Genomic DNA, 16,957 nt, shown 5'->3' on the forward strand with positions numbered 1-16,957 from the left:
TGCTCATATACTAAAAATAAGCAGCTCCTCCTATTTATACAAAAAAAAGGCTGCCTTTTCAGACAGCCTCTTTTTATTCGGTAAGTTCAAATATGCTATTCCATCTCTTCATTCAGAAGAATAGATTTCCCAAATCCCAGTTCCTCAAGGCGCTCTAATTGTGTCGCTGCATCTCCTACGATGAGGTAATACATCTTGTTTGGGTTCACGTATTTTTGAGCAAGCGCTTTAATTTCCGGTACCGTAATATTTCTCACTGTTTCTTCCTGCTGCAGTGCATAATCCTTAGGCTTATTGAAATTGCTTATCTCTCGAAGCATTTGCAGTTTTGAGCCGAGGGTTTCAAATTTCCGCGCATTACTTTTAATCATAAAGCCTTTTGTTACCTCCAGATCCTGTTCATTGAAATTTTCGGGATAATCTTCAAGAATTTCCTTTATTAGATCTACAGCTTCAAAAGTGATATTAGAACGCACTCCGCTTGAAATAAGGAAGGGACCGGTAATGGTGCTGCCGTCAAACCCGGAACGAATTCCATAGGTATAACCTTTACCTTCTCTAAGTTCCTGGGTGAGCTGTGAGGCAAAACTTCCACCTCCAAGCCTGTAGTTCATCACTGTAGCCGGGAAGAAATCCTCATCTGTTTCGGCTAAAGCAGGATAGCCAATATGTAAAACCGATTGCTTGGCCCCGGGAACATCATAAAAGTACACTTGGGATTCGGCCGGGGGAGTCACTTCAGCAAGATCTTCAAAAATGACATTTTTGACACTCCAATCTTCAGTAAGCTTTTCAACTTCAGCAATGGCCGCCTCCTGGTCAATATCTCCAACAATCAGGAAGGAGGCGAGGTCTGGGGACAAATTGTTATTGTAATAATTCTTAAGATCCTCGAGTGAGATCTGGGCTACAGATTCTTCGGTTCCAAGGTTATTGTGAGATAAAATATGATCTTTTCCATAAATGAGTTTCTTAAATTCATCTGAAGCGATGTTATTTGGAGAAGCTTTTTCCTGTTGAATGCGGCTTATTACCTGTTGTTTAACCAAAGAGAACTCCTCTTCATCCCATCTTGGTTCAAGAAGTATTTCCCTAACAAGATCCATGGTTTCGTCAAAATTCTTTGCCAGGGTGCTGCCGCTTATGATCATTTTTTCATCTGTAGCGTCTACACGAATATTTGCGCCTAAAAGTTCAATGGCTTCTTCGAGTTCCTGCGGAGTCCTGTTTTTGGTTCCTTTAGTAAGCAGGTTGGCCAAAAGGTTCGAAACTCCTATTTTGGAAGGATCTTCCAGTAACATTCCTCCTTTGATCTCGAGCATGAATTGCACAAGAGGGACTTCAGAATTCGTGATCCCGTAGATTTCAAGGCCTTTTTCAAGTTTTTCCTCCCAAATTTCAGGAACTTTTACTTGAGGGGAATCCCCATAAGGAGGTTCCACGGTGCGGTCAAAACTGGAAGGGGTTCTTTGGTAAGTCACTTCCTCTTCAAGATCGAATTCCTGCTCGGCTCCCATTACGATCTTCTCTTCTTCAACTTCAGCAGGTTTTGATCCCTCAAGGGCAAGCTCCACCTGTCCCTTCGGAACAAAGCTAGTGGCTACAAAAGGCTTATTCTGAATGTATTTTTTGTAGACCCTCATCACATCCTGCGGAGTAACTGCAAGGATGTATTCAATCTCCTTGTTAATCATATCGGGATCATTGGCAAAAATCTCATATTGTGCCAGCTGGAAACCTTTTCCAAGCACGCTTGAAAGGCTATTGTAAAAGGAGGTTTCCTGTCCCGCTTTGATTCGCTTTAGATCTTTTTCTGAGATTCCTACCTTTTCAAACTTTCTGAAGGTTTCTTCAATTGCCGATTGTACCTTGTCAAGATCCGTCCCGTCATAAGCCCTTACCTGTAACATGAATTGTCCTGCCAGTTCGGAGTTGTAGTTGTACATCCTAACATTGGGTGTCAATTTTTTATTTGCAACCAATTCTTTATAGAAAGGAGCATTCTTACCTTCAGCAAGGTAATTTGCCAGTACATCCAGTGCATATGAATCTTTATCGTAAGAAGGGACCGAAGGCCAGGCCATGGTCAATTCGGGCAGCCTCGCAAAGTTATCTTCAAAATATAATTTCTTTGTCTGCTCAAGATTTGCAGGTCTTTTGTCAAGATCTTTCACCTCCGGACCTCTTTCAATTTCTCCAAAATACTTCTCAACCCATTCTTTTGCCTGGTCTGTATCAAAGTCTCCGGCAATGGTTAGTACCACGTTATTAGGTACGTACCAGCGGTTAAAGAATTCCTTTACATCTGCAAGCGTAGCATTTTGCAGGTCTTCAAGAGATCCTATCACCTGCCAGTTATAAGGATGACCTTGTGGATAAAGATTTTTATCGATCACATACTGGGTGTGACCATAGGGCCGGTTATCGACAGCCTGTCTTTTCTCATTTTTCACTACCTGCTTTTCCTTGGCAAGTACAGGTTCTGTAACTGTATTTATGAAGTAACCAAGTTTATCGGCTTCTGCCCAGATCATTTTTTCAAGAGCGTCATTGGGAACCGTTTGAAAGTAATTTGTACGGTCACGACTGGTAGACCCGTTGGCCCCACTTCCCCCAATACGGGCGCTGAGTTTATCCAGACCACCTTTTCCAAGGTTTTCAGATTCCAGGAACAACAGGTGCTCAAAAAGGTGTGCAAAGCCTGTTCTTCCTTCCTTTTCGCGGGCAGAACCTACATGGCTGGTAAGAGCTACAGCAACTACAGGGTCAGATCGGTCTACATGAAAAATAACTTTTAACCCGTTATCGAGGGTGAAGGTTTCAAAGTCCACTTCAAAACCGGTAGCTTCAGCCGTTTGCTGTGCCAGGGCATTTCCGGTGAAAAGCGAAACCAGAAATGCAAGGAAATAAAATTTAAAAGATGTTCTCATTCAGAATCTATTCAGAATTAAATTATTAAATAGGTGACGTATGCGATATAGCAGGTAACAAAAACCGCGCCTTCCCACCGCTCCACTTTCCGGCCACGACCGGTGAAGACGAAGATAAAGAGCAATAGTCCTGTTAGGATATTAATCATAATATCGAAGAGAGAGTCGGGGTTGATGCCAAGAGGCACAATGGTTCCCGATATTCCCAGGATGAGGAAAATATTAAAGATGTTCGATCCAACTACGTTTCCTATCGCGATATCCACATTTTTCTTTCGCACTGCGATTATAGAAGTTGCCAGTTCGGGTAGGGAAGTTCCTATTGAAACTACCGTCAAACCAATAACCCTTTCAGAAAGACCGATTACTTCGGCTATACTAACGGCACTGGTCACAATTAGTCTTCCGCCAATTATTAGGCCTACTAATCCAAGGATAATAAAAAGCACAGCTTTCCCGGTGCTGTAATCCTTTGTCTCCATCTCTTCATCTGCGCCACCGCTTTTGGCAACAACTAGATTATAAACAAGAAAAATAAGGAAGAAAAGCAGGAGAATGATCCCGTCACTTCTGGATATAAAATTTTCGGCTGTACCGTCAAGTAAAACATCTGAAGCTACTACCAGCACACAAATAGCCGCAAGTAAGCTCAGCGGAATTTCGATCCAGGTAGTATTACTTTTTACGGTGAGGGGATAAATAAGGGCAGAAATACCAAGAATTCCCAGTACGTTGAAAATGTTACTTCCCAGTACATTTCCAAGGACCATGTCTGTACTGCCAGTAGTGGCGGCAAAGACATTCACCACCAGCTCGGGAGCCGATGTTCCAAAGGCAACAATAGTTAAACCTATAACAATGCTGGGCACACCCCATCGTGCAGCCAGACTTGAAGCAGCATCAACAAGAGCATTTGCTCCATATATAAGAGCGACAAACCCGCCCAGTAACAAAAGAATATTTACAAGCATAATAATTATTTAGTGGCGTAAGTTTTAATTTCACTATTGTCAACAAAGAATATGGAGTTTGCCATAAGGAGTTTACCATTCTGCCAAAATGCGCGGAATAATGGATTATCTACCAGGTAAATAAAACTTCCCTCTCCCATTGGCTCTACTCCAAATGTGAGGGAGTTTTTAATTTTTTCCTTTGCATTATTACCAACAAATCCAGCAACTATATTGGGAGAATCTTCAAGATATCCAACATTGTAGCCTTCGCTAAGTAAGCTGTAGCTATCATTACTAAGTTTGAGACTTAGATAATTGTCTTCATATCCAAAGGCCATGGGATGTGTTTTATCCATTTTGGTTTCAATAATACTGCCCGTAATAAGATCTTTAATTTCTTCTCTTTCTCGTTGAGCGTAAGGCACTAGATTCGGTTTTGAGATGGTGTCCTCTTCTTCTTTGTCGCTAAGCTTTAGATTAAAGTCCTCTTCTCCTGCAAATGTTTTTATGGCGCGACCTATGGCGATCACTTTACCACCTCCACGAACCCAGGAAGTAAGACGATCCAGACCTTTTTCATCAAATAGAACGGAATAGTTACCCGAGGGTAAAACTATTACATCCAGTTGTGAAAGATCAATATCACCAAAGTAACGGGTGTCGATGGAGGTAACAGGATAATTGAGGTCCTGTTCAAAAAAGTACCAAAGCTCCCCCTGATTAAGGGAAGAGGTGCCTTCTCCTCTTAAGAGACCAATTCGGGGTTTATTTATAACCTTCACCTGGGAGGAGCCAAGATCTGGTCCCGATGTTGAAAAACCTGTGGCAGCGGCGGTAAGCTCTCTTTCATATTTATTGGCCAAATCAACCAGTAGCTCATCAAAATTTTCAACCTTATTGTTATCGATCCTGTTTATGATGAGGCTTCCGGGAGCAAAATTCTTCCCTGAATTTTCTAAAGCTGTTTCAGTAAATCTTACCCTGATTCCTTCTTTTAGAAGTGCAGTTAGAAACCTTGCATCTTTCATGCTATTCCATTCGGTGATGTAAGCTGTAGCTGTATTAGAAGCCTGGTTAATAATTTCGGCTTCATCTTTTGACGTAAGGGTTGGGACAGAGGAGCCGGTGGAAATGGCCTCTAATCCATACGCGTATGGGAGGCTCCAGGCGGTAATATCATAAGTTAGAGAATCTGAAAGTTTTGCTGAAGGTTCAAAAAGAACTTTCACCATTCTACCTTTAGGTTGCGCAGTACTTACGACCAGCGTGTTCTCGTCTGCCTTAATCCTGCTGTTTTTCTTTTTAAGAGGATCATAACCTTTGATATTTCCCGGTTGTGCCATGGCATAGGAAATCTCGTGGCGATCCAGTAATTCCTTTAACAGGTCCAGCTTATCTTCATGTCCTGTAAGAACATAATTGACAGCCCCTTTTTCTGGATTATTGTAGAATTTGGCAAATTCAGAATTCAGCCTGTCCACATTTTGAGCAGCAATTTCTACTGTTGAGAGCCCGGTAGTGTGGTGATGCTCAATTCTGTCCACCAGGTTAAGTTCATAACCATGATCTGTTTGAATGGCGAGGCCTGTATGTCCCGCTTGTTCATAGGTCATTCCAATAGCACCCAAATACGTGGGATAAGTGTCGCCGTAGCTGGGGTAAAGAAGATCAAACCTCTCTTTCGTAAAATAAAGCCACCCTTGTTCATCGAAATAATTTGCATGATTCTTTCCGATTTCGGTTTGGAATTCCCTTTGAAAAGGAGTGATCACTTCATGCAAAGGTTCTGCTGCGGGAGCGAAATAATAGGGATCATTCCTGCCCTGTTCATGAAAATCCACATGGATGTGTGGTAACCAATCGTTGTATATATCTAAACGCTGGCGGGTTTCTGCCTGTGTTGCCCATGCCCAGTCGCGGTTAAGGTCGAACAGGTAGTGGCTGGGTCTTCCACCCGGCCATGGCTCGTTATGTTCCACAGCCATAGGTTCGGTATTATTAGGAGTAGATTTCACCTGCTTATACCAGTTTACATAGCGATCCCTGCCATCGGGATTTACTGCTGGGTCCATGATGATTACCAGATCCTTAAGCCATTCCTGCTTTTGAGTAATAAGCTCATAAAGAGTTTTCATTGCAGCCTCTGTGCTGGAAGTTTCATTTCCATGCACGTTATAACTTAACCAAACAATGCCTTTTTCGGCAGGTGAAGCATCAGTATTTGTACTTATACCTGCATTTTGAAGATGATTTTTTCGAATCTCCTCCAGGTTTTGCAGGTTTTCTGCCGAAGAAATTACGGCATAGGTGAGGGGTCTTCCTTCATAGGTTTCCCCGTATTTCTGAAATTTTACAAGTGGAGAATTTTCAGCCACATGTTCAAAATATTCAACCACTTTATGGTGGCGGGTGAAGCTGGTACCAAGAGGATAACCTAAAAATTCTTCAGGGGATTGCTGAGCAAATGCAAACTGAAAACTTACTAAAAGTGCAGTAAGTAAGACCGGTAATTTTCTCATAAGGGGAACTTTTCCATTTTGATTTAGGTCGTAAATATAAAACTTTATCTCTGTCAATATTTTTTTATTGATTTTACCACCACCACTCTTAATTGTATATTTGCCAAAACTCCTTTCAATGCAGAAACACTCTCTTTCGTATCGGGATACTAATTTTTTTACCCCCCTGGTGAACGACTATCTGGATCAAAAAGAGAATGTACAGCAGTTTTATGGTCTTTTTCCCACTCTTGAAAACTTCGGAAAACAGATCCTTTCCAAAAAAGATAATTACGACAATAATGGCGGAAACGAAAAACGTGCCGCTCTCGTAAAGATCCTGAAGGAGCAATACCAAAATCTTGAGCTTACGGAAGCTACTGCGGGAAATATTGAGCTATTAAATGATAGCACAACATTTACTGTTACCACCGGCCACCAGCTAAACCTTTTTACGGGCCCACTGTATTTCCTTTACAAGATCGTCACTGCAATTAACCTTGCTGCCGACCTTAAAAAGGAATATCCCGATTATAATTTTGTGCCGGTTTACTGGATGGCAACCGAAGATCATGATTTTGAAGAGATCAGTTTTTTTCATCTTCACGGAAAGAAATTTCAGTGGAATCCTCCACAGACTAAAAAGTCGGGAGGACCGGTTGGAGAACTGCCTACTGAGGGTTTAAATGATGTCTTTGAGCTTTTTTCAGCTGAAATTGGTAACAGCAAAAATGCGCAACAGCTGAAGGAATGGTTCCAAAAAGCCTATTTAGAGCACGACAATCTTGCCGATGCAACCCGTTATCTTGCAAATGAACTTTTTAAAGAGCAGGGACTTGTGATCCTTGATGCTCATCAACCTGGTTTAAAGAAGTTCTATAGCCCATATATTGAGCAGGAGCTTTTTGAGCAGGTTTCTTTTAAAACCGCTCAGCAAAAAACTGAAGCTTTAGAAAAAGAAGGGTACGGGGTACAGGTAAATCCTAGAGAAATAAACCTTTTTTACCTGAAAGAAGGGCTGCGGGAGCGGATCATTGAAAAGGACGGAAAATTCTTCGTGCATGAACAGGAGATCACCTGGAGCAGGGAAGAACTTCAGGAGTTGATCAAAGAACATCCGGAAAGATTTAGTCCCAATGTGCTTTTACGTCCTTTATATGAAGAAGTGATCCTGCCCAACCTGTGTTACATTGGGGGAGGTGGCGAGCTGGCTTATTGGTTCCAGCTAAAAGAGCTGTTTGAAAAGACAGATGTTACTTTTCCCATTCTCTTACTTCGGAATTCTGCTTTGCTTCAAACAGAAAAGCAGGACCAAAAAAGGCAAAAACTGAACATCACTTTACCCGAACTTTTCCTGAAGTCACACGAATTGATCAACAGGAAAGTCCGCCAGATTTCTAACATTGATATCGACTTTTCCCTTCAAAAAGAGCATTTAGTGCAACAATTCCAGGGAATGTACGAGCTGGCAGAAAAGACAGATAAAACATTTATAAACGCGGTAAAAGCCCAGGAGGTAAAACAATTAAAAGGCCTTGACCACCTGGAAAAACGATTATTAAAAGCGCAGAAGAGAAAACTGGAAGATGAGGTTTCCCGAATCGCTGCCTTGCAGCAGGATTTGTTCCCCGGGCAGGGGCTACAGGAACGACATCATAATTTCTCTGAGTTTTACCTGGAATACGGTGATACTCTTATACCAAATCTCCTGCAGTCTTTAAGGCCACTAGAATTAAAATTTGATATTCTTTCGTTATGACGAAAATGCATAAAATAGACATCGACCTGGTTGAAATGACCCTCGATGTAATGAAATATACGGTTGACCGTATCTCTAATGTCACGCCCGAACTGGGTGCTCCTAAAAGAGAGGAGGAGTTACTGGAAATGGTTGGGGAGACAATCACCCCTAAAGGAATTGGAGGAGAAGTAGCTTTTAAAATGTTCAGGGATATTCTGGTGAAGGCTACAGTGCCTATCGATCACCCCCGCCACCTCGCTTTTGTGCCCGCAGCGCCTACCAGGGCGGCCATCATGTTTGACCTTGTAACTTCGGCGTCAAGTATCCACGGTGCTTACTGGATGGAAGGTGCCGGCGGAATTTTCTGTGAAAATCAGGCAATGAAATGGCTGGTTTCCCTTACAGGGTTGCCAAAGGGATCTTTTGGAGTATTCACCAGTGGAGGTACGGCCGCAAATCTCTCGGGGATGGTGACAGCACGGGAGGCCTGGAGAAAGAAAGATTCCGGGAATATTGGAGTTAAGGCTTTACTGCTCACCTCCAATGGTGCGCATTCGTCCATACAGGCTATGGCAAAAGTAATGGATGCCGATGTGGTGATGATCGACTGCCCAGATGAAAATCTGAGGGGAAATAGCTTACAATCGGCTATTGACGAGCTGGAAGAAAAGGACCGAAAAAGACTTTTTGCAGTGGTAGCTACCGGCGGGACTACAAATGCCGGGATCATAGATGAACTCGATTCAATCGCAGATGTTTGCGAAAAAGAAGATCTTTGGTTTCACGTAGATGCTGCATACGGTGGCGGCGCCCTTGCTGCACCTTCTGTACGTCATCTTTTTAATGGAATTGAAAGAGCAGACAGTATTACAATTGATCCTCATAAATGGCTTTTTTCGCCCTATGACTGTGGTGCAGTGATATATAAGGATATGGAACTTGCAGCCGAAGCGCATTCTCAAAAAGGTTCTTACCTGGAGATATTTAAGGATGAAGGAGCCCAGGGATTCAACCCGGCAGATTACCAGATTCAGCTTACCAGAAGGATTCGTGGGATGCCTTTATGGTTCTCCCTGGCAATGCACGGAACAGACAAGTACACCAATGCCATAGAAAAGGGAATTAAGCTTGCTAAGATCGCTGCAAAGAAGATCGAAGAAGATGAGAACCTGGAACTGGTGCGGCCGGCAAGTCTTTCTGTTGTGCTTTTCCGAAGAAAAGGCTGGACCCCCGATGATTATCGAGATTGGACCTACCGCAACCACAAAAACGGAATTGCCCTGGTAACACCCACGAAATGGAAGGGAGAAGACGGTTATGAAACCATTTCCCGTTTCTGTTTCATCAATCCTGAAACTACCGAAAAAGATATCGATATTATTCTGGAAACAATGAAATAAATTTGGATTTGAAGATTTGAGGATTGGTTGATTTGAAGATGAATTTCCTTTTTCAGGCTCTTTATTCTCTGCGGAAATCTGCGTGATCTGCGGGAAAGGAAAGTTTGAGAATTCGGGAATTTAAAGATTTGGAGATATTGGTGTTCTAGCGGCCTCTGCGGAAATTCTTTGCGCGCTCTGCGAGAAAAATCACTTCGGATACACGGATCCTTTTTTATTCTCTGCGGAAATCTGCGTGATCTGCGGGAAAGGAAAGTTTGAGAATTCGAGAATTTGAGAATTCAGGATTTGGGTGATTTAGCGGCCTCTGCGCGCTCTGCGAGAAATTTTAATCTCAAGTCCAACATCTCATATCTCACATCTCACATCTCGCATCTCAGGAGCCTACCTCCACGTTCTCTCCAATCTCAACTGTAGAACCTTCAGTAAGGATCACCGAGCGTGGGGTTTGTTCGTTGAGGAGGTTAAAAGCAGGATCGAATTGCCGGGAGAAATCTACATCAACAGCATACTCCTCCACGGTGTAAAGATGCCAGTCCACATGATCCAACTGGTATTCGAAGGTTTTTTCTCCTGCCATGAGATATCCGTAAGGTCGATCCAGAAGAAAAGCAGCTTCGGTATTTTTGTCGTATGGAGCGGCGAGGTGACTACTTCTCACCTGGAAATTCTGGTTCATTTTATTGTATTGCCAGGAATACTTTACCACTAAAGATTCTTCCGTTTCCTTAATAGTTCCTGTAGCCTGGAGAGAGGTGTAGTTGGTTTTGAAGATGGTATTGGTCAAAGCTGCGGCCCCTGGCCGGTCAAAGATCCTTTTAATAACTACCACTCCTTTTCTCCATTTGGCACCGTCAAATCGCTTCGCATAAATTTGCAGATCAATTTCTTCAAAATCCTTAAGCAAGGGTAACTTTACACCGCTAACCTTCAGTTTTTGCACCTGAAATCCTACCAGACTTATAAGGCATTCTCCATTGTAGAAATCAAGTTTTGTATGATCTGGCAGATATTTTTCAACGACTTCAGCAGAAATAGTGTAAGTAATTAATGCAACTTTTCTGAATTCAGAAGAAATGGAGAGTTTCATGCTGGGATGTAATAGGATTCTTTCAAAAATATTAAAAGCATGAGAATCAGCCGTGAGGTTTGGGAAAAGTTTAAAAAAGCTAACCTCTCAAAAATGCCATTTTTATGACTCTTTTTTTCTGGTTGGCTACAGCAGAAATGGTGGAATTAATCTATTTCGAATTCCAGCCTCATAGTGACAGAAGCTGTTTTCTTTTTATCGGCTGTGTTATAGGCGCCGCCCCAGGTAAAATCTTCCCCACTGTTCTGTCCAATGATCTGGAAGACTCCGAGATCGGCACTTCTAAGGGAGCCCAGATCACTCCCGCTGTTCTCGGCTATTTTTTCGGCTCTTAGCCGTGCATCTTCTGTTGCTGCAGAGATCATTTGGATCTTCAGGTCAGATAATTTTGTGTAGTAATAGCGCGGCGGCGTGGAATTGAGTTGTACCCCTTTTTGCAAAAGTTCGGTTATTTCCCGCGATACCTGTTCGACCTTGGGAACATCTTTAGATTCGATCTTTACGGTTTGCTGCAGTAGATATCCTTTAAAAATATTACCTACGTAATTTCCATCCTGGTATTGAGCTTCGGTTTGTTCAATCGTCTGCACCGAATTGAAAACAAAGTTATCCTCCTCGATCCCTTTAGAGACCAAATATTCTTTTACGGTTTCCTTGTCTTCATTAAGCCTTTCAAAAGCCGTTTGCAGCTCCAGGTTCATTTGAGAAAAAGTTCCTTCCCACACAATAAGGTCTGAGGTAAAATCTTCACTTCCAGACCCGGTGACCGAGATAACTCCCGGCGGAGTTGCTCTTTTGACGTAAGAACTACCCAGAATATAAGCAGCCAGTACAATGGCAGCAGAAAAAACAATAGCAGCAATGTGTTTCATAGAGCCAAATGTGAAAGAGAAATTTATTTAAAGATATAAAATAAGTGTATGCAGGGTCTAATTTTACCTCAAATTCCTATTTTTGCGCATGCACAACAACGTCCTCATATTAGATTTTGGTTCGCAATACACCCAGTTGATCGCCCGCAGGGTTAGAGAACTGAATATTTACTGCGAAATCCACCCTTTCAATAAGATTCCTACAGATCTTTCAACTTTTAAAGCGGTAATTCTTTCGGGAAGTCCTTTTTCGGTTAGAGCAGAAGACGCTCCTCATCCCGATCTTTCCAAGATTAGGAAGAAGTTACCAATTCTTGCGGTATGTTACGGCGCCCAGTATCTCGCTCATTTTAACGGCGGAAAAGTGGAAGCTTCAGAAATAAGGGAATACGGTCGCGCAAACCTTTCGGTGATCAAAGACAACGAAGGTTTGTTTGAAGATATTACTGAAAATTCCCAGGTTTGGATGAGCCATAGCGATACCATCAAGGAATTACCTGAAAACGGAATTCGCCTCGCCAGTACGCCAGATGTGCTGAATGCCGCTTATCGTATTGATGGTGAGGAGACTTACGCTATTCAATTCCATCCGGAAGTTTATCACTCCACAGATGGAAAGCAACTGCTCGAGAACTTCCTGGTAAAGATCGCTAAAGTAGCCCAGGAATGGACTCCCGAAGCTTTTGTAGATATGACCGTAGATGACCTTAAAAAGCAAATTGGAGATGATAAAGTAGTGCTGGGACTTAGCGGTGGGGTAGATTCTACCGTTGCTGCTGTTCTTCTTCACAAAGCCATTGGTAAAAATCTTTACTGCATTTTCGTAAACAATGGGCTTCTTAGAAAAGATGAGTTTGAAAGTGTACTGGACCAGTATAAGCACATGGGGCTTAACGTAAGAGGGGTAGATGCTTCGGCACGTTTTTTGGAAGCTCTGGCAGGTATCTCCGATCCTGAAGGAAAACGAAAGGCGATAGGAAAAACTTTTATTGATGTATTTGATGATGAGGCTCATCGTATCCAGGATGTGAAATTTCTTGCGCAGGGAACGATTTATCCCGACGTTATTGAATCTGTTTCTGTGAACGGTCCTTCGGTCACCATAAAATCTCACCACAACGTGGGAGGTTTACCGGCTTATATGAGGCTAAAGGTAGTTGAGCCGCTTCGAATGTTATTTAAAGATGAGGTGAGGCGAGTTGGAGCAGAGCTGGAAATTGACAAAGAATTATTAGGTAGGCATCCTTTCCCGGGTCCAGGATTAGCAATTAGGATACTTGGGGATATCACCCCCGAGAAAGTTCGTATTTTACAGGAGGTAGATGCCATCTTTATAAATGGACTTAAAGAATGGATGTTATACGACAAGGTATGGCAGGCAGGTGCTATCCTTTTGCCGGTTAATTCGGTAGGGGTAATGGGAGATGAAAGAACCTATGAGAAAGTTGTTGCCTTGCGTGCAGTTGAATCCACAGATGGAATGACGGCAGACTGGGTGAACCTGCCTTACGACTTTTTACAAAAAACATCTAACACAATAATAAACAGAGTGAAAGGCGTTAATAGGGTAGTGTATGACATAAGCTCCAAACCACCCGCCACTATTGAGTGGGAATAAAAAAAGATCTATGAAACAAATTGCAGTTTTTTTCCTGTTTTTTCAAATGTTTGCCGTTCAGGCTTTTGCACAGCAGTACAAATACCACATAGTTAAGAAAGGAGAAACTACACAGGAGATTGCCCGGCAATACAATATTTCTGAAGAAACCCTTTTTAAATACAACCCCGATGCCCGCCGCGGAATAACTCCGGAAGGGAAGTTGGTAGTGCCTGTTAATTCAGGGTCAGTAGAAAATGTTCAGACTTCAGGAGGAGACGATCAACAATTTGAAATTCATCGGGTAAAAAGGAAAGAAACCCTGTTTAGCCTGTCTCAGCAGTACAACGTAAGTATTGAGGACATCAAAAAGTATAATAAGCATCTTTATTCCAGTGAACTTCGCAGGGGAGAACGCATCAGGATCCCAAAACAATCCGCTAAAGTTGAGGTCCAAACCAGCCCACCGCCACGTTCTAATCCATTAGACCTTAGTGTCAAGGAGCATGTGGTGCTTCCGCAGGAAACCCTCTACGGTATTTCCCGGAAATACAATATCACCATTGCCGATCTACAAAGGTTAAATCCAAGCATGGAGAACCTGCAGCCTGGTATGGTGATCAAGATTCGTAATGGGGATGTGGAGAAAGTTGTGGATGTAGAAGGCAACCTCTTTAAATATTACCAGGTACAGCCGCAGGAAACTTTGTTTAGTCTTACGCGTCGCTTCGGAATTAGCCGGGATTCCCTTGAATCATTGAATCCTGCATTAACCGATGGTTTAAAATCGGGCATGGTTTTACGAATTCCCAACATTGAGCTTGCTGAAGGAGTAGGGGAATATGTTGTTGAAGAATACGTGAACCTGGAGCGCAAGATCAATAACTATGAGACTAAAAAGCTGGTGGTGATGTTGCCATTCAATAAGAACAAGCTTGTAGTAAACGATACTTCCAACAATTTTCCTGAAAGGATCAAGAAAGACCAGGTAATGCAACTTTCACTGGATTTTTACAGCGGGGTACTTATGGCTATTGATTCTGCCAAGGCAAAGGGAATTTCTTCAAATGTTACTTTTTTGGATACCGAAGGGAATCCGGGGAAGGTAAACGTGCTTTTAAATACTCATAACTTCAATGACGTAGATGCCGTAATTGGACCTCTTTTGCAATCTACGGTAGAAACCGTTGCACGTTCAATGGAAAACCGGAATATTCCTGTGATCTCTCCCCTTACCAAAAGAGAGACTGCCTCTCTTAATAATTTTCTGCAGGCACGTCCTACAGATGAAATGCTGAGTGAGGCCATGATCACTTATATTTCAGAACATTCTGCAGGTAAGAACCTGATCATTATTGCCGATGGAAGTGCTTCTGAAAAAAGGAGAAGACTTTCTTCTGCCTTTCCTTCAGCACGGGTCATCACTCCTTCAGAAGGTGGATATCTCAATCAGGGACAGGTGGCAGGAGCTTTAGATAAGACCAGACCCAATTGGGTTATACTGGAATCCAGTAAGATTGGTGTATTGAGCAATGCGACCTCATACCTCAACTCCCTGGCCGATAGTTATAAGATCACACTTTTGACCACCGACAGAAATAAATCTTTTGAAAGTGATAATATTTCCAACAATCACCTGGGAAAATTGAACTTCCATTATCCATCGATTGACCGCGCCTTTGATCCCGAAAAGAACCGGAATTTCATTAAAAAGTATATTGAGAAATACGGCGTTACGCCTTCAGCAGCTGCGGTAAGAGGTTTTGACGTAACTTATGATGTACTGCTAAGGCTGGCATCTGCCGGGAATCTTTATGAGTCGATCAAAAAAGATGGAACTACACAATACGTTGAGAATAAATTTAATTACGAGCAAAGGCCAAATGGGGGGTACATCAACAATTCGGTTTATATTCTTGCCTACGACCGCAACCTTAATTTAAATGTAGTGCGGTAATGACTTCAAAAGTGACATATTTAGGGGAGCTTAGGACCAAATGTGAACATGTGCAAAGCAAAAGCAGTTTCATTACAGATGCGCCCATTGATAATCAGGGAAAAGGGGAAGCCTTTTCTCCAACAGATACTGTCGCCACGGCCCTGGGTAGTTGTATGTTTACGATCATGGGGATCAAGGCCCGGGAACTGGGAATAAATATTGAAGGCGCTACTGCCGGAATAACTAAAAGTATGGCTGCAGACCCACGGAGAATAGCAGGCATAGAAGTTGTGCTAACATTCCCGGCTTCCTATGACGGGAAGCACAGGAAGATCCTTGAGCGGGCAGCAAAGACCTGTCCCGTTCTCTACAGTTTACACCCCGATATTGTTCTGGATATTAGTTTTCACTATAAGCATGAAAAAAAAGATTTTTAACGGTCTCCTATTCCTGTTGATTTCCTTTGGGTTACAGGCTCAAATGGAAGAGGAGAGATTGAAATGGGGAGCAAATTCCCTTACCTGGGAAAATTTCAAAGCCACGCCAGATCCAAATAGTCCCTTCACTGCCAATACAAGCTCGGGAATCTCTTATTCCTGGTCCCTCAAAAGTTCTGTTTTAGGAAAAGAATATAATTATGAAGTGCATTCTTTTTTTAATCCTAAAGAATCCTGGGTCAAAAATAGCGGCTCAATCCACCTTTTAGCTCATGAGCAGTTGCATTTTGATATTACAGAACTTCACGCACGAAAGTTGCGTAAAGCTCTTTCAGAATTCGATTTTAAGAAAACCAGGGAAGTAAAGCCTGCTTTGCAGGCTATTTATCAAAAAGTAGAAATAGAACGGGCTTCTATGCAGAATAAATTCGATCTTGAAACCAAACACAGCATGGAAGAAGGCGCCCAGCTTGAGTGGCAGGAGTATATTAAAAAAGAACTGGAAAAGCTGGAAGACTTTTCTTCCTAAAGATTAGCAACTTCTGCTTTAGCTTCATTGAATTCCGATAGCATGTCTTGCAGGATCTTTGCTGCAGGTTTGATATCGTGGATCAAGCCCGAAATTTGGCCAATTTCCAATTCCCCTTCTTCCAGATCCCCTTTAAACATTCCTTTTTTAGCTCTTGCTCTTCCCAGGAGCTCTATTAATTGATCTTTGGTAGGATTTTTAGAATAGAGTTCGGTTACCTGCTCAAAAAAGTGATTTTTAAGCAGTCTTACCGGAGCCAGTTCTTTTAGAGTGAGCACAGTATCCCCTTCTTTGGCTTTCACAACCATTTCCTTAAAATGGGGATGAGAAGAAGCTTCGTTACTTGCAACAAATCTGCTTCCTACCTGTACCGCATCTGCTCCCAGGACCATAGCGGCAAGCATTCCACGACCGGTAGCGATTCCGCCGGCGGCTATTAATGGGATCTTGATCTGTTCCTTAACCATTGGGATGAGGGTAAAGGTGGTAGTTTCATCTCTTCCATTATGACCACCGGCCTCAAAACCTTCGGCAACAACTGCATCGACTCCGGCGGCTTCAGCCTTGAGAGCAAATTTTACGCTGCTCACCACATGCACTACTTTTATACCTTTTTCCTGAAGATAGGAGGTCCAGGTTTTAGGATTTCCCGCCGAGGTAAAGACAATTGGCACCTTCTCTTCAATGATGATCTCCATGATCTGTTCCAGATTTGGATATAGCATGGGGACATTTACGGCAAAAGGAAAGGAAGTTGCTTTTTTACATTTTTGGATATGCTCCCGCAGCACTTCGGGATACATTGAGCCCGCACCAATTATACCCAGTCCTCCTTCGTTGCTCACGGCACTGGCCAGTTTCCAGCCACTTGCCCAGATCATTCCCGCCTGGATTATTGGATATTTTATGTTAAAAAGCTGCGTAATTCTATTGTTGGTCATATTTGGAGATTATAACCCTTTCAGGGTTTG

The 16,957-nt window shown here is 42.6% G+C and carries 12 protein-coding genes; 6 read left to right on the forward strand and 6 right to left on the reverse strand.

The features are described 5' to 3' along the window. Positions 1–95: 95 nt before the first annotated feature. The 3 genes from LA313_RS11155 to LA313_RS11165 are packed head-to-tail and all read right to left on the reverse strand — an operon-like array spanning position 96 to position 6,402. Positions 96–2,930, reverse strand: a complete 2,835-nt coding sequence (locus tag LA313_RS11155) for a M16 family metallopeptidase (protein WP_228914951.1) — start codon at positions 2,928–2,930, stop codon at positions 96–98. Between the two features lie 17 nt (positions 2,931–2,947). Beyond that, positions 2,948–3,901, reverse strand: coding sequence for a calcium/sodium antiporter (locus LA313_RS11160; RefSeq protein ID WP_228914953.1), 954 nt, complete (start codon positions 3,899–3,901; stop codon positions 2,948–2,950). Between the two features lie 5 nt (positions 3,902–3,906). After that, positions 3,907–6,402, reverse strand: coding sequence for a M14 family metallopeptidase (locus LA313_RS11165; RefSeq protein ID WP_228914955.1), 2,496 nt, complete (start codon positions 6,400–6,402; stop codon positions 3,907–3,909). Positions 6,403–6,520: 118 nt separating this feature from the next. On the opposite strand from LA313_RS11165, the gene bshC reads away from it, so the two are divergent. Continuing rightward, positions 6,521–8,140: a bacillithiol biosynthesis cysteine-adding enzyme BshC gene (bshC, locus tag LA313_RS11170; protein WP_228914961.1), complete on the forward strand. Its 1,620-nt coding sequence runs from the start codon at positions 6,521–6,523 to the stop codon at positions 8,138–8,140. 5 nt (positions 8,141–8,145) lie between these two features. After that, positions 8,146–9,522, forward strand: coding sequence for a pyridoxal phosphate-dependent decarboxylase family protein (locus LA313_RS11175; protein WP_228914964.1), 1,377 nt, complete (start codon positions 8,146–8,148; stop codon positions 9,520–9,522). A gap of 376 nt (positions 9,523–9,898) precedes the next feature. On the opposite strand, the gene LA313_RS11180 is transcribed toward LA313_RS11175, so the two are convergent. Together LA313_RS11180 and LA313_RS11185 are read right to left on the reverse strand one after the other, a co-directional pair. Continuing rightward, the gene (locus LA313_RS11180; protein ID WP_228914965.1) at positions 9,899–10,612 is read right to left on the reverse strand and encodes a DUF2071 domain-containing protein; all 714 of its coding nucleotides are present in this window, start codon (positions 10,610–10,612) and stop codon (positions 9,899–9,901) included. A gap of 146 nt (positions 10,613–10,758) precedes the next feature. Further along, positions 10,759–11,484 carry an SIMPL domain-containing protein gene (locus LA313_RS11185; RefSeq protein ID WP_228914966.1) on the reverse strand — a complete coding sequence of 242 codons (726 nt, stop codon included), beginning with the start codon at positions 11,482–11,484 and terminating at the stop codon, positions 10,759–10,761. 88 nt (positions 11,485–11,572) lie between these two features. On the opposite strand from LA313_RS11185, the gene guaA reads away from it, so the two are divergent. From guaA to LA313_RS11205, 4 genes are read left to right on the forward strand one after another with little or no spacing between them, the layout of a single operon-like run. Further along, positions 11,573–13,102, forward strand: coding sequence for a glutamine-hydrolyzing GMP synthase (guaA, locus tag LA313_RS11190; protein WP_228914967.1), 1,530 nt, complete (start codon positions 11,573–11,575; stop codon positions 13,100–13,102). Between the two features lie 10 nt (positions 13,103–13,112). Further along, positions 13,113–15,038: a LysM peptidoglycan-binding domain-containing protein gene (locus LA313_RS11195; RefSeq protein WP_228914968.1), complete on the forward strand. Its 1,926-nt coding sequence runs from the start codon at positions 13,113–13,115 to the stop codon at positions 15,036–15,038. After that, complete coding sequence (locus LA313_RS11200; protein WP_228914969.1) at positions 15,038–15,457, forward strand: OsmC family protein; 420 nt, start codon at positions 15,038–15,040, stop codon at positions 15,455–15,457. Before LA313_RS11195 ends, LA313_RS11200 begins: the two co-directional genes overlap by 1 nt. Next, complete coding sequence (locus LA313_RS11205) at positions 15,438–15,986, forward strand: DUF922 domain-containing protein (protein WP_228914971.1); 549 nt, start codon at positions 15,438–15,440, stop codon at positions 15,984–15,986. The genes LA313_RS11200 and LA313_RS11205 overlap by 20 nt, the downstream gene beginning before the upstream one ends. On the opposite strand, the gene LA313_RS11210 is transcribed toward LA313_RS11205, so the two are convergent. Beyond that, positions 15,983–16,927, reverse strand: a complete 945-nt coding sequence (locus LA313_RS11210) for an NAD(P)H-dependent flavin oxidoreductase (RefSeq protein WP_228914973.1) — start codon at positions 16,925–16,927, stop codon at positions 15,983–15,985. The genes LA313_RS11205 and LA313_RS11210 overlap by 4 nt on opposite strands. Between the last annotated feature and the right edge of the window lie 30 nt (positions 16,928–16,957).

It is taken from the genome of Salinimicrobium sediminilitoris, from assembly GCF_020866905.1.
Lineage (GTDB): Bacteria > Bacteroidota > Bacteroidia > Flavobacteriales > Flavobacteriaceae > Salinimicrobium > Salinimicrobium sediminilitoris.

Bases quoted from the DNA above. Each gene is read 5' to 3' on its own strand.
- LA313_RS11155 (WP_228914951.1), bottom strand. From the start codon at position 2,930: ATGAGAACATCTTTTAAATTTTATTTCCTTGCATTTCTGGTTTCGCTT.
- LA313_RS11160 (WP_228914953.1), bottom strand. From the start codon at position 3,901: ATGCTTGTAAATATTCTTTTGTTACTGGGCGGGTTTGTCGCTCTTATA.
- LA313_RS11165 (WP_228914955.1), bottom strand. From the start codon at position 6,402: ATGAGAAAATTACCGGTCTTACTTACTGCACTTTTAGTAAGTTTTCAG.
- bshC (WP_228914961.1), top strand. From the start codon at position 6,521: ATGCAGAAACACTCTCTTTCGTATCGGGATACTAATTTTTTTACCCCC.
- LA313_RS11175 (WP_228914964.1), top strand. From the start codon at position 8,146: ATGCATAAAATAGACATCGACCTGGTTGAAATGACCCTCGATGTAATG.
- LA313_RS11180 (WP_228914965.1), bottom strand. From the start codon at position 10,612: ATGAAACTCTCCATTTCTTCTGAATTCAGAAAAGTTGCATTAATTACT.
- LA313_RS11185 (WP_228914966.1), bottom strand. From the start codon at position 11,484: ATGAAACACATTGCTGCTATTGTTTTTTCTGCTGCCATTGTACTGGCT.
- guaA (WP_228914967.1), top strand. From the start codon at position 11,573: ATGCACAACAACGTCCTCATATTAGATTTTGGTTCGCAATACACCCAG.
- LA313_RS11195 (WP_228914968.1), top strand. From the start codon at position 13,113: ATGAAACAAATTGCAGTTTTTTTCCTGTTTTTTCAAATGTTTGCCGTT.
- LA313_RS11200 (WP_228914969.1), top strand. From the start codon at position 15,038: ATGACTTCAAAAGTGACATATTTAGGGGAGCTTAGGACCAAATGTGAA.
- LA313_RS11205 (WP_228914971.1), top strand. From the start codon at position 15,438: ATGAAAAAAAAGATTTTTAACGGTCTCCTATTCCTGTTGATTTCCTTT.
- LA313_RS11210 (WP_228914973.1), bottom strand. From the start codon at position 16,927: ATGACCAACAATAGAATTACGCAGCTTTTTAACATAAAATATCCAATA.